This is a genomic window from Ornithinimicrobium cavernae (genome assembly GCF_003121625.1).
Classification (GTDB): Bacteria; Actinomycetota; Actinomycetes; order Actinomycetales; family Dermatophilaceae; genus Ornithinicoccus; species Ornithinicoccus cavernae.
The window spans coordinates 51630-68474 of sequence record NZ_QDDJ01000007.1 but is presented as its reverse complement, the minus strand read 5'-3'; the positions used below and the strand labels follow the sequence as shown (position 1 = coordinate 68474).

Sequence of the window (16845 nt, the reverse complement as noted above, 5' to 3'; positions counted from 1 at the left end):
CACGAGAGTCCCCCTGTATGTCCCCGACAAGCGCACAACCGTGCGCCGCTTCGCTATGACCGTACGCGCGAGCGCCGACAGAGTTGAGGCACTCGTCATGGAGAGTGGTGATGCGCGCAGCGATGGTGGCCGCCTCCTCGGCGGCGTCAGCGTCCAGGTTCACCCTCGAACGACCGCCGCGGCAGCCGGGCCGCGGGGGCGTGGGCACCGATCGAGCCCGCCGCGAGGGTCCGGAGCCGTAGTGTCACTGCCGACACCGCTTCGTGGGTGGGTCCGCACCGCGCACCGGGTAGGGTCCCGCGACATGGGCTTGATATCAGCACGCCGGAGTTGGCTCTTCCTCCCGGGCGCCGACCGGGAGCCCCTGCTGCAAGCGGCCACATGCGGCACAGACGTGGCGATCCAGGACCTGGAGGACTTCACTCCGGCCACACTCAAGGAGCGGGCACGCGGCCTGAGTGCCGAGATCTGCGCGCACTGGATGGAGCACGGCGTGGAGCCCGCGGTCCGCGTACGCCCACTGGAAGAGGGGGGTCACGTCGACACCGAGGCAGCCGTGGCTGCAGGAGCTGCCATCGTCGTGCTGGCCAAGGCGGAGAACGGCGACGAGGTCCGGGCACTGGACCGGCTCATCTCTTACCACGAGGGACGCGCCGGTCGTGCGCACGGAGTGGTGGAGGTCTGCCCGACGGTCGAGAGCCCGGGTGCCCTGCTTCGGCTCCAGGAGATCGCCTCGGCGAGCACACGCGTCACGTCGGCGATCCTGGCCAGTGAGGACCTGGCGACGAACCTCGGCGTCTCACGGACCATCGACTCGACCGAGCTGCACTATGCGCGGAGCCGCTTCCGGCTCGAGGCCGCGGCAGCCGGCATCCTCGCGGTGGACTGTCCCTTCACCTTCGACGACGCGGAGGGAGCCGTACGCGACCTGACACAGTCCGCCGCGCTCGGCTACCGCGCGAAGTCACTCGTGCGCCCCGGGGACGCACCCCTGGTCAACTCCACCATGGGGCCGGACGGGCACGAGCTGGAACGGGCCGCCGGGCTGGTCGCGGCGTTCGAACAGGCCTCGGCCGAGGGGCGGGCACAGGTCGTGTTCGAGGGGCGCATCGTCGAACTGTCGGCCTACACGGCCGCCACGCGTCTGCTGGCCTCGGAAGCGGACCGCACCGGAAAGTAGGCAGCCCGCTGGGCCGCTCACTCGTTGATGGTGGTGCGCGCCCCCAGCTCGGCGTCCAGGCGCAGCAGGCCGGCGCCGTCGTCACCGATCATCCGGAGCCGACCGACGATCTCGGAGACGGTGGCCTCCTCCTCGATCTGCTCCTCGATGAACCAGTGCAGCAGCGGGATCATGTCGATGTCGCCCTCCGCCTGCGCGAGCCGGTAGAGGTTGCGGACCGCCTCAGAGACCTTCTGCTCGTGGGCCAGGGACGCCTCGAAGGCCTCGAGCACACCGGTGCCGTCGGCCCGGGGCGCGGCGATGGCGCCGATCTGCGGACGACCGCCCCGGTCGGTGACGTGTGCGATGAACTTGGCCGCGTGCGCCCGCTCCTCGTCGGACTGCAGCCGCATCCAGCCCGCCATCCCCGGGAGGTCGTTGTCCTCGAGGGCGATCCCCAGTTGGAGGTAGACGATCGAGGACTCGAGCTCGAGCGTGATCTGGTCGGACAGTGCTGTCAGGAGAGTGTCGTTGAGAGCCATACCGTCGAACGTAGACCCATCCCGACGTGCGCGCTAGCAAGGTTTGGCGACCCTTCCCGGGGCGTTCGGCGGCTGCCTCTCCACCGGCCGACCACCGCACAGTGACGCCCAGAGAGGTCACTGGTGCGTCGTCATACGGCATTGAATGAGCCATTCTTGACCGCGGCTTGACACCCCTCTAATAATCTTGACGCATTCTTGGCGCACGCTCCCCACAACCCGTACTTACCCATCAGTAAGGTGCCTTCTGCCCGACATTTCTGGGTGCTCGCACCTACGAAGGGGGTATCGACCATGCCGGTGGACACCGCGCCGAGCGACGCACCGTTCGCCACCACTCTGCGCGAGGCCATCGAGGCCCGTGGCCTGGGTCTGGGACGCATCGTGGCGCGACTGGAACAGGCGGGGACGCCGGTGAGCGCCGCCACCCTGAGCTACTGGCAGTCCGGGCGGAGCCAGCCGGGGCGGCGCACCTCCCTGCAGTGCCTGAGCGTCCTGGAGCGGATCCTCGAGCTGGCGCCCGGAAGCCTCGCAGGACAGGTCGGGAGACCCGCCCCGCGCGGCCGCCACGCCCCGCGGCCGACGTGGGGAGAGCTCTGGGACGAGGTGCCCGCGGTCGTCACCGCCTACGAGCAGATCGACGCCTGCAGCGAGGACCATCTCACCCGGATCTCCTACCACGACCGGGTGCACGTCGGCCCCGACCGCACCGAGCGCGGCACCTGGACCAGGCAGATCATGCGGAGCGAGCGGGACGGCGTCGACCGGTTCGTGATCATGCACGGCAACGACGACCCCACCTGCCCGGTGTCCGAGGTGCGCGGCCTGACCCGGTGCCGGGTGGGTCGGATCAGCAGCGTGCCGGGCTCGGGCATCATGACCTCGGAGATGCTCCTGCCCCGCCCCTTGCGCCGCGGCGAGTTCATCGCGGTCGAGTACGAGTGCGTCCAGGCGCCGCCGTTCCCCCCGGCCTACCGCTACGAGCGGCGGCGCAGGTTCAGCAACCGGCAGTACCAGCTGGAGGTCCTCTTCCACCCGTCTGCGCTGCCCGTCCGGTGTGAGAGCTACACCCAGCCGGTCGACGGAGAGCCCACCGTCGAGCCGCTGGACCTGGACCCCGAGCACGGCCTGCTGCTCATCGAGATCGACGGTCGCCCGGGAGTCGTCGGGGCACGCTGGGAGTGGCCGGACGATGCCGCCTGATGACTCTGGGGCGGTATGTCGTGAGGCCCGGTCAGTGCCCTCGGGTGTGCCCCTGAATGTGGTTTCGTCACACCTCGCTCCTAATTGTTAAGCCTTGTCTGCCCCCATTGCCTGATCCAGTGTTGTCGGCACCGCGTCACCGACGATGCGGAGAGAGAGGAAATCGATGTCGACATCATTCATGCGACGGGCCGGTGTGCTCGCAGCGGGCGCGATGGTCGCCCTGGCACCCCTCGGAGCCGCCGCGGCAGCAGACTCACCCGACCGCTCCGCGCCGCCGGACCGAGCGGACTCCTTCCAGTCGTCCGCATCCGGGCTGGCGCCGCTCGTGGTGCCGCAGGGTGGTGACCCGATCGAGGACCGCTACATCGTCGTGCTCGACAAGGACGCTCCCGGCCAGGCGCTCTCGGCGGCCAAGCGTTCGGCCGCTGCCGACGGGGCACGGGTCCTGCAGACCTACGACACGGTCCTGACAGGCTTCACCATCGAGGTGCCCGAGCAGGCGCTCAACGGCCTGCGCCACAACCCGCACGTGGCGTATGTCGAGCAGGACACGACGGTGGCCCTGACCGGCTCCGGCTCGGAGGCGAACGCGACGTGGGGCCTGGACCGGGTCGACCAGCGCAACCTCCCGCTCAACGGCAGCTACTCCTACGCCGCCAGCGGCGAGGGGGTCACCGCCTACGTCATCGACACCGGCATCCGCACGGCCCACAACGAGTTCGCCGGCCGCGCCACGGAGGGCTTCACGGCCATCAACGACGGTCGCGGTGCACAGGACTGCAACGGGCACGGCACGCACGTGGCGGGCACGGTCGGTGGCGAGACCTACGGCGTCGCCCAGGACGTCGCCCTGGTCGCCGTCCGGGTCCTCGACTGCAACGGCTCGGGCAGCAACTCCGGTGTCATCGCCGGCGTGGACTGGGTCACCCGGAACGCCTCAGGCGCTGCCGTGGCGAACATGAGCCTGGGCGGCGGCAACTCGACCGCCCTGGACGACGCCGTGCGCAACTCGATCAGCTCCGGCGTCACCTATGCGGTGGCGGCGGGCAACTCCGACGCCAACGCCTGCAGCGGCTCGCCGAACCGGGTGGCCGAGGCCATCACCGTCGGATCCAGCACGAGCAGTGACGCCCGCTCCTCGTTCTCCAACTACGGCAGCTGCCTGGACCTGTTCGCCCCCGGGTCGAGCATCACCTCGGCCTGGCACACGAGCAACTCCGCGACGAACAGCATCAGCGGCACCTCGATGGCCTCGCCCCACGTGGCGGGAGCCGCGGCGCTCTATCTCGAGGACAACCCGTCGGCCTCGCCGGCCGCGGTGGGCAACGCGATCACGTCGAGTGCGACGTCAGGGGTGCTGAGCAGCATCGGGACGGGATCGCCGAACCTGTTGCTGCACACGACCTTCGGCGGAGGCGCCGACCCGGGTCCCGAGCCCGAGCCGACTCCTGGCTGTGACCTCCCCGAGAGCGAGTCCGGCAGCCTGTCGGGGTCGGGCGCCTACGCCTACCACCCCGGCAGCAGCGGGATGTACTACAGCGGCTCGGGCACGCACACCGCGTGCCTGACCGGCCCGGACGGCACCGACTTCGATCTCATCCTGGAGAAGTGGAACGGCTCCAGCTGGGTGACCGTCGCACAGGGCATCAGCTCGGACAGCACCGAGCAGGTCTCCTACACGGGCACCTCGGGCTACTACTCGTGGGTCGTGGAGTCCTACCGCGGCTCGGGGAGCTACGTCTTCGACCTCGACCGCCCCTGACAGGCCCTGCCACCAGGTGGTGACGGACGGCCGACAGCTCACGCGAGCTGCCGGCCGTCCTGTCGTCCGAGCGGCCGCGAGCGTGTCTGACGTGGAACAAGGGGTAGGCGAAATTTGTTGAACCGTCAACACATTCGAGGTTTTGCGCGCATGCGCAGGAGGAGTGAGGACGATGGCTCGCTTGGACGGCAAGGTCGCATTCATCACGGGGGCTGCGCGAGGGATGGGTCGAGCCCACGCCGTGCGTCTGGCGCAGGAGGGCGCGGACATCGTCATCACCGACCTGGCGCGCGATGAGACAGGTGTGGACTACACGCAAGGCACTCCGGAGGAACTGGCCGAGACCGCCGGCCTGGTCGAGGCCGCGGGGCGCCAGGTCCTGGCTCGCGTGGCCGACGTCCGGGACCTGTCCGCCCTCGAGGCGGTGGCGGCCGAGGCCGAGGAGAAGTTCGGGAGGATCGACATCCTGGTCTCCAATGCCGGCATCTCCAACCAGAGCCCGGTCCTCGAACTGACGGACGAGCAGTGGCAGCAGATCCTCTCGGTCAACCTCGTCGGCGCGTGGCACGCAGTCAAGGCAGTCGTGCCCGGCATGGTCAAGAACGGTGGCGGGTCCGTCGTGATCATCAGCTCGACGGCGGGTCTGGTCGGCGCACCGAACCAGGCTCACTACACCGCGTCCAAGCACGGCCTCCAGGGGCTGATGGGGACCATAGCCAATGAGTTGGGCAAGAGCAACATCCGGGTGAACACCGTCAACCCCGGCATGGTCAACACGGAGATGGCGATGAACCAGCGCCTGCTCAAGGCCTACGTCCCCGACGTCGAGGAGCCGACGCTGGAGGATGTGCAGCGCGTCTTCGGTGGCATCTCGCTGCTTCCCGCAGCGTGGGTCGAGCCGGAGGACATCAGCAATGCCGTCCTGTGGCTGGCCAGTGATGAGGCGCGCTACGTGACGGGGATCGCGATACCGGTCGACGCCGGGTTGCTCGCGCGGTTCTGAGGCCTCCCTAGGGCCAGGCGGTGACGGACGGCCGGCAGCTCACGCGAGCTGCCGGCCGTCCTGTCGTCCGAGCCCAGCGGAGCGACCGCCGCTCGCCGCTACTGGCGAAGCGTCGACATGGCCCCGCTGGCTGCCTCCAGGGACTCGAACAGGCGGGTCACCTCGTCGGTGTGCCGCTGAGCCGGAGTGAGGATGCCGTCCTCGAAGTCGATCATGGTGCTGAACGACAGCTGCGCCTTGATGTCGAACATGTTGGCGTTGGCGACGATCGGACGCCACTGCTCGATCACCCGGAACCCGAAGGCGGCGCCGTAGGACACGAAGGCGATGGCCTTGCTCCACCACTCGGGGAAGATCCAGTCGAAGGCGTTCTTCAGGCCGCCGGGCACGCCGTGGTTGTACTCGGGTGTCACGAACACGAAGCCGTCGTAGGCGTCGATGGTCCCGCTCCAGCGGTTGACCCGGTCGTCGCCGTAGTTCTTGTCCGACGCGGCGGGCACGCGGGAGGAGGTGTAGACGGGCAGGTCGAACTCCTTGAGGTCGATGAGGTCGTAGGCCACGTCCCTCTCCTTGGCCTGCTCGTGCACCCAGTTGGCCACCTGCACCCCGATGCGTCCGTCCCTGACCGAGCCGATGACGATGCCGATCTTCATGTGTCTCCTCGTGTGTGTTGGGGTGTCTGTTCGTCAGAGGCGTGGCGGGCCGCCAGGATGTGTGCGCGCATGATCGCCTCGGCCCACTCGCCATCGCGCAGCCGTGCGGCGTCGACCAGCTCGGCGTGGTGGCGCATGCTCCGTTCCAGGGCGTGTCTGCTGTAGGTCTGGAAGGTCCGGGCCACGAACACCGGCCGGGTCACGGTCTGGATCGCGAGGGTCAGGTGCCGGTTGCCCGCCTCGCGGATGAAGACCGCATGGAACTGGTCGTTCAGACGGGCCAGCTCCGCCGGATCGGGCTCACCCGCACCGACGAGCGCCTCCATCTGGGCCGCCAGCCCGACGAGCTCCTCCACGTCCTGTGCGGACAGCCGTTCCACGGCGAGCCGCGCGGCCAGCGGCTCGAACCGCGCCCGCAGGTCATACAGAGAGGCCATCTCCTCGGGGCTGAACGAGGCGACCTGCGCGCCGCGGTGCGGGCGCAGCTCGACCGCGCCCTCCGCGGCGAGCCGGTTGAGCGCCTGACGGACCGGGGTGCGGCTCACGCCGATCTGCTCGGCGAGGGTGGTCTCGCGCAGCCAGGTCCCCTCGCTCGCCTCGCCGGTCACGATCAGCGCCAGGACGGCCCGGTAGGCACGCTCGGCCGCGTCCTGGGCCTCGCTCTCCACTCCTGCGGGCTCGGTCACGGCAGCTCCTCCGGCCACTCCGCGCTCGCCAGGTCCTGGCGAGTGCCTCCGCGCGCGACGAACGACGTCGTGGGGACTCCCGTCAGTTCCTCCACCCGGCGAGCCACCGGCAGGTACTTCTCGAGCGAGATCCCTGAGGCCACGCCCAGACCGTCGCACAGGTGGATGAGGTCCTCCAACGGGGCGTTGCCGAGCACACTGGGGTCGCCCGGGAACCACAGGTCGCCGCCGAGACCGCAGAAGCTGCCCTCGAGCCAGGCGGCGCCCGCCTGCATCGCGGCGACGGCATTGGCCGTGGCGAACCCGTTGCGGTTGTGCAGATGGACACCGACCTCAAGATGGGTATGCCGCTCGCGCACCTCCGTGAGCCGCTCACCGACCTCGACGGGATGCTCCTGTCCGGTCGTGCAGGCCAGGTAGAGCGCCGGCACACCGGCGTCGACGGCGGCGTCGACCACGCGCAGGTACTCCTCGCGGGGCACCGGACCGCGGGCCGGCGCGAAGAACGCGCACGCCACGGCCACCACCAGTCGCACGCCGTTCTCCCGGGCCAGTCGGGCAACGTCCTCGAGCTCGCCCAGCATCTGGGTGACGGTGCGCCGCTGGTTGCGCAGGCTGGTCTCCTCGTCGGCGGCGACAACGAGGGTCCACTCGTCGAGCCCGGTGGCGACCGCGCGCTGCGCACCACGAAGGTTGGGCACCAGGCCGCGGTAGGTGACGCCCTCGGGGCGCGGCACGGCCGCCATCACCGCCTCGGCGTCGGCCAGCTGTGGCAGCACGCGGGGATGGGCGAAGGACACCGCCTCGATCTCCCGCAGCCCGGCGTCGATGAGCCCCTCGATCAGCGCCACCTTGTCCGCGGTCTCCAGCGGCGCCGGCACGGCCTGGAGCCCGTCCCGCAGCCCGACCTCGACCAGCCGGATCGTCTCGGGCAGTGTCCCGGTCGTGGCCATCTCAGACCACTCCTGCCTCGTGCAGGGCGGTGACCTGGTCGTCGGTGAGGCCGATGCGCCGCAGGACCTCGTCGGTGTGCTCGCCCAGCCGCGGACCGGGCCAGCGGACCCGGCCCCTGGTCCGGCTCAGGCGGGGGAAGACGTTCTGCATGGCGACCGAGCCGAGCACCGGGTGGGCGATGGAGGTGATCGACTCGCGGGCCAGGAACTGGGCGTCCTGGACCATGTCCCTGGGGCGGTAGATGCGGCCGTTCGGGACGCCGTAGTCGTTGAGCAGCGTCTCCATCTCCTCCAGGGACCTGCTGCGGGTGAAGTCGGCGATGAGCGTGTCGAGCTCGACCTGGTGCTCCCCGCGGGCGACGTGGGTGGCGTAGCGCTCGTCCTCGGCGAGCTCGGGCGCTCCCAGCGCCTCGGACAACCGGCGGAACACGGTGTCCTGGTTGGCGGCGATGAGGATCCAGCCGTCGTCGCGGGTCGGGTAGACGTTGCTCGGTGCGATCTTGGGCAGGATCGCTCCGGTCCGTTCCCGCTGGAAGCCGCTGGAGGTCCACTCCGGCACCAGTGACTCCATCACCCCGAGGACCGCTTCGTAGATCGCGGAGTCGACGACCTGTCCCCGCCCGGTGACGTGGCGCTCCTGCAGGGCGGCGAGGGCACCGATCGCGGCGAACATGGCCGCGAGCGTGTCGCCGATCGAGATCCCGGTCCGGGACGGTGGTGTGCTCGGGTCCCCCACGACGTACCGGAGCCCACCCATCGCCTCGCCGATCGCACCGTAGCCCGGTCGGCCGGCGTAGGGCCCGTCCTGGCCGTAGCCGGAGACCCGCACCATGATGATCCCGGGGTTGATCTCGCTGAGCACGTCGTAGCCCAGGCCCCACTTCTCCAGCGTGCCGGGGCGGAAGTTCTCGATGAGCACGTCGGTCTCGGTGACCAGGCGCCGCACCAGGTCCTGCCCCTCCTGCGAGCGGAGGTTGATCGTGACGGACTGCTTGTTGCGGCCGATGATCGACCACCACACCGACTGGCCCTGGGGCAGCTCACGGCCCCAGCTGCGGATCGGGTCGCCGCGTGCGGGGTCCTCGACCTTCACCACGTCCGCGCCGAGGTCACCGAGCAGCTGCCCGGCGAAGGGTCCGGCGATCAGCTGGCCCATCTCCAGCACCCGGACACCGGTCAGCGGCCCGCCCGGATCGGCTCTCTGGCTCTGCTGCGCAGTCATCTCCGTCCTCCCTGTGCGTGTCGTGGCTCAGCGCAGGTTGTGCGCGTCGAGCCAGTCGATGACCTTGTCCGCGAACTGTTCCCGCAGCTCCGGCTGGTCCTTGAAGTAGTGGTTGGCCCCCGGGATCTCATAGAGCTCCCGGTCCTGGTGCCCCACGCCGTCGTACAGCGCCCGCGCGTGCGCGGGGAAGGCCGCGTTGTCGGCCGACCCGTAGGCCACCAGCACCGGCACGCTGACCCGCCCGAGGTGGAACGGGCCGTCGGCGTTGCTCTCATCGATGCTCCACTGGCTCAACCACGAGCGCAGGCTCGTGTTGTGGCCCAGCGAGGCGGGCAGGAAGTTAGCCACCCACGGGTCACCCCACAGGGTGCCCTGCTCGCGGTCGGACGGCTCGATGTCCGGGTCGAGGAAGCGCAGGTCGGCGCAGGTGCCGTGCACCGTGAAGGGCAGGTCCTGGATCCCCTGGCCCTCGGCCTGCAGCTCGGTGAGCCGCTGCCGCACCCAGGCGGTGATCCGGCGGTTGCGCTCGACCTGCGCCGCCCGGTACCGCTCGATGAACTCCGCGGAGTAGGGCGGTGCGTTGCGGGGGTCGAAGGCGTCCAGCTCCGGGTCCCGCTCGAAGGGGCGCTCCTCGTCCGTGATCGCCGGGTCGAGCCACTCGGTGTACACCGAGGCCCGCCCCGGGTGGGCCATCGCGCAGATCACACCATCGGCCGCGGGCAGGTCCGCCTGGGTCAGGTCGGGCGCGTCGCCGGCCGGGGTCGCGGTGATCGAGGGCCGTTCGGCCTGGCTCTGGTAGAGCGAGACCAGGCCACCTCCGCCGGAGTTGCCCATGAGAACGACCTTGTCGAAGCCGTTCTCCTTCAGATAGCGGACGCCCGCGCCCACGTCCAGGACACAGTTCTCGGTGATCAGCGCGGCATCGTTGCCGAGGTAGCGGGTGTTCATCCCGACCGCCGTGACACCGCGCTCGGCCAACGGCTCCAGCGCATAGTGACCCAGGAAGTTGGACGTCGGGTGCACGATGAGCACCGCCGTGCGGCTCTCCCCCTGCCGGGCGCGGTGACAGCTGGCCCAGAGCTTGCCGGCCAACCGCGCGACACCCGAGTAGACGTCGAGACGGCCCCCGGAGGGCATCGGGATCGCCAGCAGTTCCTGTGAGGTCATTCGTCGGTCCTTCGGTGTCGGGTGCGGTTGTCGTGGGCGGCGGTCCCGGGAGCGAGCTCGGTGGCCCGGTCGGTCGGTGACCGGTCGGTCGGTGGTATGCCGGGGGGCTGGCAGGTGCGTCGGCCCCCGGTCAGGTGGGTGGCGGCTCAGATCTCACGGCCCACCCGGTGTCCGTCGGTGATCGCTGCCAGGGTGTCGCGCGGTGCCGCAGCGTCTCCGACGGTGAGCACCTCGAGGTCGGGGCCCGCACGGTCTCGCAGGGCAGCGGCCAGAGCGGCTCCGCCGCCGACGTCGCCCGTGGCGACCACGACGACCGCCGGGTCGAGGGCGAGCACCGACTCGGCGTCGGCGGGACAGCTGGTGTGCACCGAGACGCGGTGCTCGTCGAGCATGCGCTCACGCCACCGGATGATCTCTCCCCACTCGCGGTGGTCCTCCTGTGTGGCGAGCGCACGCACCGAGCCGCCGACGGAGTCCGAGGCCTCGAGCAGGCTCACCGGGTGACCGCGTGAGGCGGCGACCCAGGCCGCCTCCAGACCTCCGGGGCCGGCGCCGACCACCACGACACGACGTGGCCGGTCGGTGGCGGGCGCCGGATCCTCCGGCCAGTCCAGCTCCCGCCCGACAGCCGGGTTCTGGACGCAGCTGATGTCGAGGCCCTTGAGGAGCCGGCCGAAGCAGCCGACGTTGCACAGGATGCACTGGCGGATGTCGTCCGCGCGGTCCTGCCCGACCTTGCGCATCAGGTGCGGGTCGCTGATGTGTGCGCGTGTCATGCCGACGAGGTCAGCCACTCCCTCGGCCAGCACGGACTCGGCCTCGTCCGGGGTGATGATCGAGCCGACCGCGACGATCGGGAGGCGGTCGACGACCTCACGGATGGCGCGCGTGAGGTGCACGAACGGCAACCGGCCGTAGCTCGCGTCGGGGATGAAGCTTCCTGGGTCGGCATAGCTGCCCTGGCTCACCGACAGGTAGTCCACCAGCCCGAGGTCCTGGATGCGCCGGGCGATGTCTTGCATCTCCCCGATGCCGAGACCCCCCTCGGGTGCGAACTCGTCGGCGCTGATCCGGACGCCCAGCACCGTCGGCCGTGGCACCGCTGCCCGCACCGCCTCGAGGACCTCGACGAGGAAGCGCATCCGGTCTCCGACGCCGCCGCCGTAGGCGTCGGCGCGGTGGTTGCTCCACGGGGAGAGGAACTGTTGGATCAGGTAGCCGTGACCGGCGTGGACCTCGACGCCGTGGAAGCCGGCCGCCACCGCGCGGGTGGCGGCCGCCGCGAAGGCCTGCACGAGCTCGGCGATCTCGGGGACGGTCAGCTCGTGCGGCACCTCACCGCCCTTCGGCGACGGGATGGGGGACGGCGCGACGAGCGGCCGCCGGGTGATCAGCGGGTTGTGCTCGCGGCCACCGTGGTTGAGCTGCGCAAAGATGGTTGCGCCCTCGGACCGGACCGCCTCCGTGACGGCGCGCAGCGGCTCGATGGCCGAGTCGTCCCACAGCTGGAGGAAGAACGTGTTGGGGCCGGCGGTGGGGTGCACCGCCAGGGACTCGGAGACGATGAGCCCCACCCCTCCCCTGGCGCGCTCGGCGAGGTAGGCCGCTGTGCGTGGCGTGGCCCGGTGCTCCTGGCTCCCGAAGTTGGTCACGTGTGCGGTGACCACCGCGCGGTTGCGCAGGGTGACCCCTCCCAGGTCGAGGGGCGCGGTGAGGTGGGGATAGGGGGACATCAGCCGATGAAGGACGCCTCGAGGCGGCCGCTGTCGTCGACGAGGGAGCGCGGGTCGGGCTCGTCGATGTGGATCCGACCCAGTCGCAGGACGTAGGCGTGCGTGGCGATGTCGAGGATGCGGACACTCTGCTCCACGACCAGGAGGGTGACGCCGGACTCCTGGTTGATCCGGGCCAGGGAGTCGACGACGTCGTCCACCACGACCGGAGCCAGGCCGAGGAACGGCTCGTCGAGCATGAGGCACGAGGGACCGCTCATCAGCGCCCTGCCGATGGCCAGCATCTGCCGCTCGCCGCCGCTCAACGTGCCGGCAGCCTGGGAGACACGGTCCCTGAGCCGGGGGAACAGCTCGAAGACCCCGTCCATGCGTTCCTCGCGCACGGCGGCGTCCTTGACGGTGAAGGCACCCAGGAGCAGGTTGTCCCGGACGGTGAAGTCGCGGAAGACGCCGCCCGCCTCGGGGACGGCGGCCATGCCGTGCGCGACGTTGTCGGCGACCTCGCCACGGGCGGTGTTCCGACCGTCATACGTGACCGACCCGGCCGTCGGTCGGATGGCGCCCATGATGGTCTTCAGCGTGGTCGACTTGCCGGCACCGTTGGTGCCGAGCATGACGGTGATCGAGCCGGGCTCGACGGTCATGGAGATGCCGAAGAGGACCTCTCGGCGTCCGTACCCCGCGCGCACGTCGGTGAGCTCAAGACGCATCGGGGGCTCCCTTCTGTGACGGGGTCAGTGGCTCGTCGACCGGGTCCTGCGCGGTGTGGCTCCGGGAGAAGTAGACGTCGATCACCGCCTGGTTGGCCTGGATCTGCGCAGGTGTGCCGGTGGCGATGACCTGCCCGTGGTGGAGCACGGTGACCCGGTCGGCGTAGTTCATGATCAGGTCCATGTTGTGGTCGACCAGCAGGACGGTGCGGCCGCCCGCCACCGCCTCGCGCAGGACCGACCCGATCTGGTGCAGGTTGACGTCGGGGAGACCCGCTCCGGGCTCGTCCAGCATGAGCATGTCCGCCCCGGTTGCCAGGAGACGCGCCACGACCAGCAGCTTCTGCTCGCCGTAGGACAGGTCGGAGGCGAGCGTGTCGGCCCGGTCGAGCAGCCCGACGTGATCGAGCAGGTCCACGGTCTTCTGCACGGTCGCCCGGTGGTGCCGGTTGGCGACCCAGGGGGTGAGCAGGAGCCGGCTGAGCCGTTCCGCCGGCTGGTCGGGGAACCCGAGCAGCACGTTCTCGGCGACGGTCAGCCGCTGCATGACCTCCAGGTCCTGGAAGGTCCGCGCCAGGCCGAGGCCGACACCCTGGTGCGGCCGCATGCCGGTGATGTCCTGCCCCCGGAAGGTGACCCTCCCCTCGTCGAGGCGGGTGAAGCCGGACACTGCGCCGAGCAGGGTGCTCTTGCCGGCGCCGTTCGGGCCGATCAGGGCGGTGACCTGGCCCTCCTCGGCGCTGATCGAGACGTCCTTGAGGGCGCGCAGGCCGCCGAAGCTGACCGAGGCGTTCGCGACGTCGAGCATGGTGGTCATCGGGTCGCTCCCGGGGCGTCGGGGGTGGTCGCGGAGGCGGGTGAGCCAGGACGGGTGGGTGCGGTGACCGTGCCGCGCCGCAGCATGCGTCCGACCCTCAGCACCGGGCGCTCCGCGATGATGCCCTTGGGGCGGAACCAGACGAACGCCATGAGCACCACGCCGTAGATCACACGCTCCATGGGCCCGAGCAGGTTGCTGGGGATGACGTCGCTGGTGGCGATGAGCTCCGGGATCGACAGCAGCAGGACCGCGCCGAGGGCCGCGCCCCACATGTTGCCGAGGCCCCCCACGAGCAGGTAGGCCACGATGATGATCGACAGCATGATGGTGAAGCTGTCCGGGTGGATGAAGGTCACCATCGAGGCCTGCAGGGTGCCGGCGATGCCGGCGAAGGCCGACGCGATCACCATGACCAGGATCTTCACCCGGACCGTGTTGCGTCCCAGTGCCTGCATGCTGGGGACGCTCTCCCGGACCCCGCGGAGGACCAGGCCGAAGGTCGAGCCGGCCATGCGCATCATGACCACCGCACAGATGAGCGTCACGACCACGGTGAACACGGCATACTGCTCGATCGTGCGCATCGGTTCGCCGAACAGCTCGGGCTTGGGCACACCGGAGAGGCCGTAGGTGCCCCGCGTCACGTCGGTCCACCGACTGATCGCCTCGATGATCACCATCTGCAGGGCGAACGAGGCGAGGATGAACTCATCACCACTGATCCGCACCGTGGCGAGCGCGAAGAGCCACCCGATGAGGGCCGCGGCCGCGGCAGCGAGGAGCATCGCCCAGACCATGTTGACCTCGGCGTTGATCGCGAACCAGGCAGCCGTGTAGGCGCCGATACCCATGAAGCCGCCGTGGGCCATGGACACCTGACCGGTGAAGCCCATGAGCAGGTTGAGGGACATCGCCAGGATGATCCCGATGGAGAAGAAGGTGACCAGGGTCAGCAGGTAGCTCATGCGGAGACCCCCGTCCGGTCCTCGGCCCGCCGGAGTCTGGGCCGGCGCAGGCTCCGCACGTCGAGACTGCGGACGACCAGGTAGATGAGCATCGCGAAGAAGGCGAAGAGGGTCTGCAGCTCGGTCGGGAACGGCCAGGCCACGAGTCCCATGAACAGGCCCAGCGCCAGGGACCAGGCGGCGACGTTGGTGAGCTTGCCCGCCCCGAGAAGGGTGGCGATGAAGGCGAAGAGCATGACGTCGAACCCGGAGCCGGGGCGCACGCCGCTGCGCGTGACCGCGATGAGCCCGGCGACCGCACCGATGGCCGAGCCCAGGGCATACGCGAGGACCTTGATGCGCCCCGTGCGGATCCCGACCAGGTCGCTCATGGTGGAGTCCCGCATCACCGCGCGGATGGCCAGGCCGATCTGCTGTCGCTCGAGCATGTGCCACAGACCGGCCCACACGACGAGGAAGACGGCCACGGTGACCAGGTCGATGACCCGCAACGGGGTGCCGGCGACCGAGACGGTCCTGGTCAGCGCCCCGGCCGGCAGCACCTTGTCGGTCGGCCCGAACATGATGTGCAGGACGTTCTCGAGGATGATCGCCATGCCGAAGGAGAACAGCAGCACGGCGAGGTGGTCGTTGAGCCGGCGGTAGAGCCAACGCTGGATCACCGCGCCCACGACCGCCCCGAACGCCAGGGCCAGCGGCGCGGCGAGCAGCAGCGGCAGGCCCTGGTCGACGACGAGGGAGTAGTAGAGGTAGCCGCACGCGGCCAGGATCGCGCCGTAGGCGAAGTGGAGTTCCTTGGTCGTGTAGAAGATCAGCGCGAAGCCGAGGGCGGCCACGCCGATCCTGGCCCCGTCCAGGAGGCCCGTCAGCAGCAGGTCAGTCAGCACGGTCCCCTCTGCCCTTTCGTGTCGTGCGTGTCGTCGCGGGGATAGCCCGTGACCCGGCGGTGGTCAGGGCCACCACCGGGCCACGGAGTGCTCACTCCCAGACGCCGATCTCGCCGTCGCTGATCTCGAACTCGTTGAGGGGGAAGTCCGACTGCCGCTCCGGGGTCATGGTGGTCGTGCCCAGCACGCCCTCGTGGTCCTTGACGTTGGCGACGTAGTCGATGAGGGCGGCGCGGTCGTTGCCGACCTCGCGCAGGCCCTCCGCCAGGATCATCGTCCCGTCGTAGGAGACGGCGGCGGTCACGTTCGGCCAGGTGCCGTAGGCCTGCTCGTAGCGCTCTGCCCAGGCGTTCGCCGCCTCGTCGTCGCCGATGAAGGACACCGCGATGCCCTTCATCCCGTTCATCGCGTCGCCGGCGATCTCGAAGTTGTCCGGGGACAGGGCGTAGGTGAAGCCGTAGCGCGGCAGGTCGATGCCGAGCTCCTCGGCCTGCGCGACGCTGTGCCCGACCTCGCCGACGTTGGAGATGAAGACGAGCGCCTCGGCATCGGTGGACTTGATCTTGGTGAGCTGGGTGCGCATGTCGGTGCCGCCCAGCTCGTGGATCTCGTGCGCCGACACGGTGCCGCCGGCACCCTCGAGCGCGGCGATGAACGCCTCGGCCGTGTCCTTGCCGTAGTCGTTGTCGACCGACAGGATCGCCACCTTGGTGATGCCCTCGTCCTCGGTCAGGCGGGTCGCGAGCCGACTCGCCTCGGCCGCCGAGGTCGGGATGAAGTTGTAGACCATCGGGACGTCTGGCGAGATCAGGGCAGGGGACTGGGCACCGATGTTGGCGAGCATGATCTCGTCCTGCTCGGCCAGCGGCGCCAGGGCGAGCACGACCGAGCTCCCCGCGGTCATCACGGCCACCGGGTCCTTGCCCATGGTGCGCTGGTAGGCAGTGATCGAGGCCTCGGGCTGGAGCTCGTTGTCCTCGAAGAGCACCTCGAGCTCGGCACCATTGATGCCGCCGGCCTCCTTGATGTCCTCGAGGGCCAGCTCGACCCCGCCACGAGAGGCCTCGCCGAACGCCGCGGAGGCGCCGCTCAGGGGGTTGATCCAGGCGAGGGTGTAGCTCTCGGAGGCGTCGCCGCCGCCCGCCGTCGCGCCGTTGTCATCGCCGCCCGAGTCGCTGCCGCACGCCGCGAGCAACATGCTTCCTGCGGCCGCCAGAGCGACCACCAATCGACCTCGCATCACCATCTCCTTTGATTGGGTGTGCTGAATGCTGAGCGACCGGGCCGCGGTGCGGACGGTCGTGGTCTCCACGGGTTCACGTCAGGGGAGAGACCTAAGTTGTATACAACATGGTGCCGATGCTTTCGTCAAGCCCC

The 16845-nt window shown here is 69.9% G+C and carries 16 protein-coding genes; 4 read left to right on the top strand and 12 right to left on the bottom strand.

Features of this window, described 5'->3' with window-relative positions; translation table 11 throughout:
- Window positions 1–55 precede the first annotated feature (55 nt).
- Complete coding sequence (locus tag DA085_RS09350) at window positions 56–1180, top strand: aldolase/citrate lyase family protein (RefSeq protein ID WP_109472700.1); 1125 nt, start codon at window positions 56–58, stop codon at window positions 1178–1180.
- A gap of 17 nt (window positions 1181–1197) precedes the next feature.
- Here the strand turns inward: DA085_RS09350 and DA085_RS09345 are convergent, their stop codons facing one another.
- Window positions 1198–1701: a ferritin gene (locus tag DA085_RS09345; RefSeq protein ID WP_109472699.1), complete on the bottom strand. Its 504-nt coding sequence runs from the start codon at window positions 1699–1701 to the stop codon at window positions 1198–1200.
- 294 nt (window positions 1702–1995) lie between these two features.
- On the opposite strand from DA085_RS09345, the gene DA085_RS09340 reads away from it, so the two are divergent.
- The 3 genes from DA085_RS09340 (at window position 1996) to DA085_RS09330 (ending at window position 5672) form a co-directional block, all read left to right on the top strand.
- The gene (locus tag DA085_RS09340) at window positions 1996–2904 is read left to right on the top strand and encodes a transcriptional regulator (protein WP_109472698.1); all 909 of its coding nucleotides are present in this window, start codon (window positions 1996–1998) and stop codon (window positions 2902–2904) included.
- 166 nt (window positions 2905–3070) lie between these two features.
- A complete protein-coding gene (locus DA085_RS09335; protein ID WP_202619170.1) occupies window positions 3071–4669 on the top strand; it encodes a S8 family peptidase in 1599 nt (532 codons plus the stop codon).
- A 172-nt stretch (window positions 4670–4841) separates the two neighbouring features.
- Window positions 4842–5672, top strand: coding sequence for a mycofactocin-coupled SDR family oxidoreductase (locus DA085_RS09330; RefSeq protein WP_109472696.1), 831 nt, complete (start codon window positions 4842–4844; stop codon window positions 5670–5672).
- Window positions 5673–5770: 98 nt separating this feature from the next.
- Here DA085_RS09330 and DA085_RS09325 read toward each other — a convergent pair whose 3' ends face one another.
- The 11 genes from DA085_RS09325 to DA085_RS09275 all read right to left on the bottom strand — a co-directional run bounded on the left by DA085_RS09325 (window position 5771) and on the right by DA085_RS09275 (window position 16708).
- Entirely contained in the window at window positions 5771–6325 is a 555-nt protein-coding gene (locus DA085_RS09325) for an NADPH-dependent FMN reductase (RefSeq protein ID WP_109472695.1), read from the bottom strand.
- Window positions 6322–7011 carry a GntR family transcriptional regulator gene (locus tag DA085_RS09320; RefSeq protein ID WP_161958465.1) on the bottom strand — a complete coding sequence of 230 codons (690 nt, stop codon included), beginning with the start codon at window positions 7009–7011 and terminating at the stop codon, window positions 6322–6324. The genes DA085_RS09325 and DA085_RS09320 overlap by 4 nt, the downstream gene beginning before the upstream one ends.
- Window positions 7008–7964 carry a beta/alpha barrel domain-containing protein gene (locus tag DA085_RS09315; RefSeq protein ID WP_109472693.1) on the bottom strand — a complete coding sequence of 319 codons (957 nt, stop codon included), beginning with the start codon at window positions 7962–7964 and terminating at the stop codon, window positions 7008–7010. Before DA085_RS09315 ends, DA085_RS09320 begins: the two co-directional genes overlap by 4 nt.
- Before the next feature lies 1 nt (window position 7965).
- The gene (locus DA085_RS09310; protein ID WP_109472692.1) at window positions 7966–9186 is read right to left on the bottom strand and encodes a CaiB/BaiF CoA transferase family protein; all 1221 of its coding nucleotides are present in this window, start codon (window positions 9184–9186) and stop codon (window positions 7966–7968) included.
- Window positions 9187–9213: 27 nt separating this feature from the next.
- Complete coding sequence (locus tag DA085_RS09305) at window positions 9214–10353, bottom strand: alpha/beta hydrolase (protein WP_109472691.1); 1140 nt, start codon at window positions 10351–10353, stop codon at window positions 9214–9216.
- A gap of 146 nt (window positions 10354–10499) precedes the next feature.
- Window positions 10500–12086 (bottom strand): oxidoreductase, encoded by a 1587-nt coding sequence (locus DA085_RS09300; protein WP_109472690.1) that lies wholly within the window; start codon window positions 12084–12086, stop codon window positions 10500–10502.
- Entirely contained in the window at window positions 12086–12796 is a 711-nt protein-coding gene (locus tag DA085_RS09295; RefSeq protein WP_109472689.1) for an ABC transporter ATP-binding protein, read from the bottom strand. Before DA085_RS09295 ends, DA085_RS09300 begins: the two co-directional genes overlap by 1 nt.
- Window positions 12786–13613, bottom strand: coding sequence for an ABC transporter ATP-binding protein (locus tag DA085_RS09290; protein WP_109472688.1), 828 nt, complete (start codon window positions 13611–13613; stop codon window positions 12786–12788). Before DA085_RS09290 ends, DA085_RS09295 begins: the two co-directional genes overlap by 11 nt.
- Entirely contained in the window at window positions 13610–14581 is a 972-nt protein-coding gene (locus tag DA085_RS09285) for a branched-chain amino acid ABC transporter permease (RefSeq protein ID WP_109472687.1), read from the bottom strand. The genes DA085_RS09290 and DA085_RS09285 overlap by 4 nt, the downstream gene beginning before the upstream one ends.
- Complete coding sequence (locus tag DA085_RS09280) at window positions 14578–15468, bottom strand: branched-chain amino acid ABC transporter permease (RefSeq protein WP_109472686.1); 891 nt, start codon at window positions 15466–15468, stop codon at window positions 14578–14580. Before DA085_RS09280 ends, DA085_RS09285 begins: the two co-directional genes overlap by 4 nt.
- Before the next feature lie 91 nt (window positions 15469–15559).
- Window positions 15560–16708, bottom strand: a complete 1149-nt coding sequence (locus DA085_RS09275) for an ABC transporter substrate-binding protein (RefSeq protein WP_161958464.1) — start codon at window positions 16706–16708, stop codon at window positions 15560–15562.
- Window positions 16709–16845 lie beyond the last annotated feature (137 nt).

Coding starts and splice junctions, on each gene's coding strand:
- DA085_RS09305 (WP_109472691.1), bottom strand. CDS start 10,353: ATGACCTCACAGGAACTGCTGGCGATCCCGATGCCCTCCGGGGGCCGT.
- DA085_RS09290 (WP_109472688.1), bottom strand. CDS start 13,613: ATGACCACCATGCTCGACGTCGCGAACGCCTCGGTCAGCTTCGGCGGC.
- DA085_RS09335 (WP_202619170.1), top strand. CDS start 3,071: ATGTCGACATCATTCATGCGACGGGCCGGTGTGCTCGCAGCGGGCGCG.
- DA085_RS09325 (WP_109472695.1), bottom strand. CDS start 6,325: ATGAAGATCGGCATCGTCATCGGCTCGGTCAGGGACGGACGCATCGGG.
- DA085_RS09330 (WP_109472696.1), top strand. CDS start 4,842: ATGGCTCGCTTGGACGGCAAGGTCGCATTCATCACGGGGGCTGCGCGA.
- DA085_RS09285 (WP_109472687.1), bottom strand. CDS start 14,581: ATGAGCTACCTGCTGACCCTGGTCACCTTCTTCTCCATCGGGATCATC.
- DA085_RS09295 (WP_109472689.1), bottom strand. CDS start 12,796: ATGCGTCTTGAGCTCACCGACGTGCGCGCGGGGTACGGACGCCGAGAG.
- DA085_RS09315 (WP_109472693.1), bottom strand. CDS start 7,964: ATGGCCACGACCGGGACACTGCCCGAGACGATCCGGCTGGTCGAGGTC.
- DA085_RS09275 (WP_161958464.1), bottom strand. CDS start 16,708: ATGCGAGGTCGATTGGTGGTCGCTCTGGCGGCCGCAGGAAGCATGTTG.
- DA085_RS09340 (WP_109472698.1), top strand. CDS start 1,996: ATGCCGGTGGACACCGCGCCGAGCGACGCACCGTTCGCCACCACTCTG.
- DA085_RS09310 (WP_109472692.1), bottom strand. CDS start 9,186: ATGACTGCGCAGCAGAGCCAGAGAGCCGATCCGGGCGGGCCGCTGACC.
- DA085_RS09300 (WP_109472690.1), bottom strand. CDS start 12,086: ATGTCCCCCTATCCCCACCTCACCGCGCCCCTCGACCTGGGAGGGGTC.
- DA085_RS09350 (WP_109472700.1), top strand. CDS start 56: ATGACCGTACGCGCGAGCGCCGACAGAGTTGAGGCACTCGTCATGGAG.
- DA085_RS09345 (WP_109472699.1), bottom strand. CDS start 1,701: ATGGCTCTCAACGACACTCTCCTGACAGCACTGTCCGACCAGATCACG.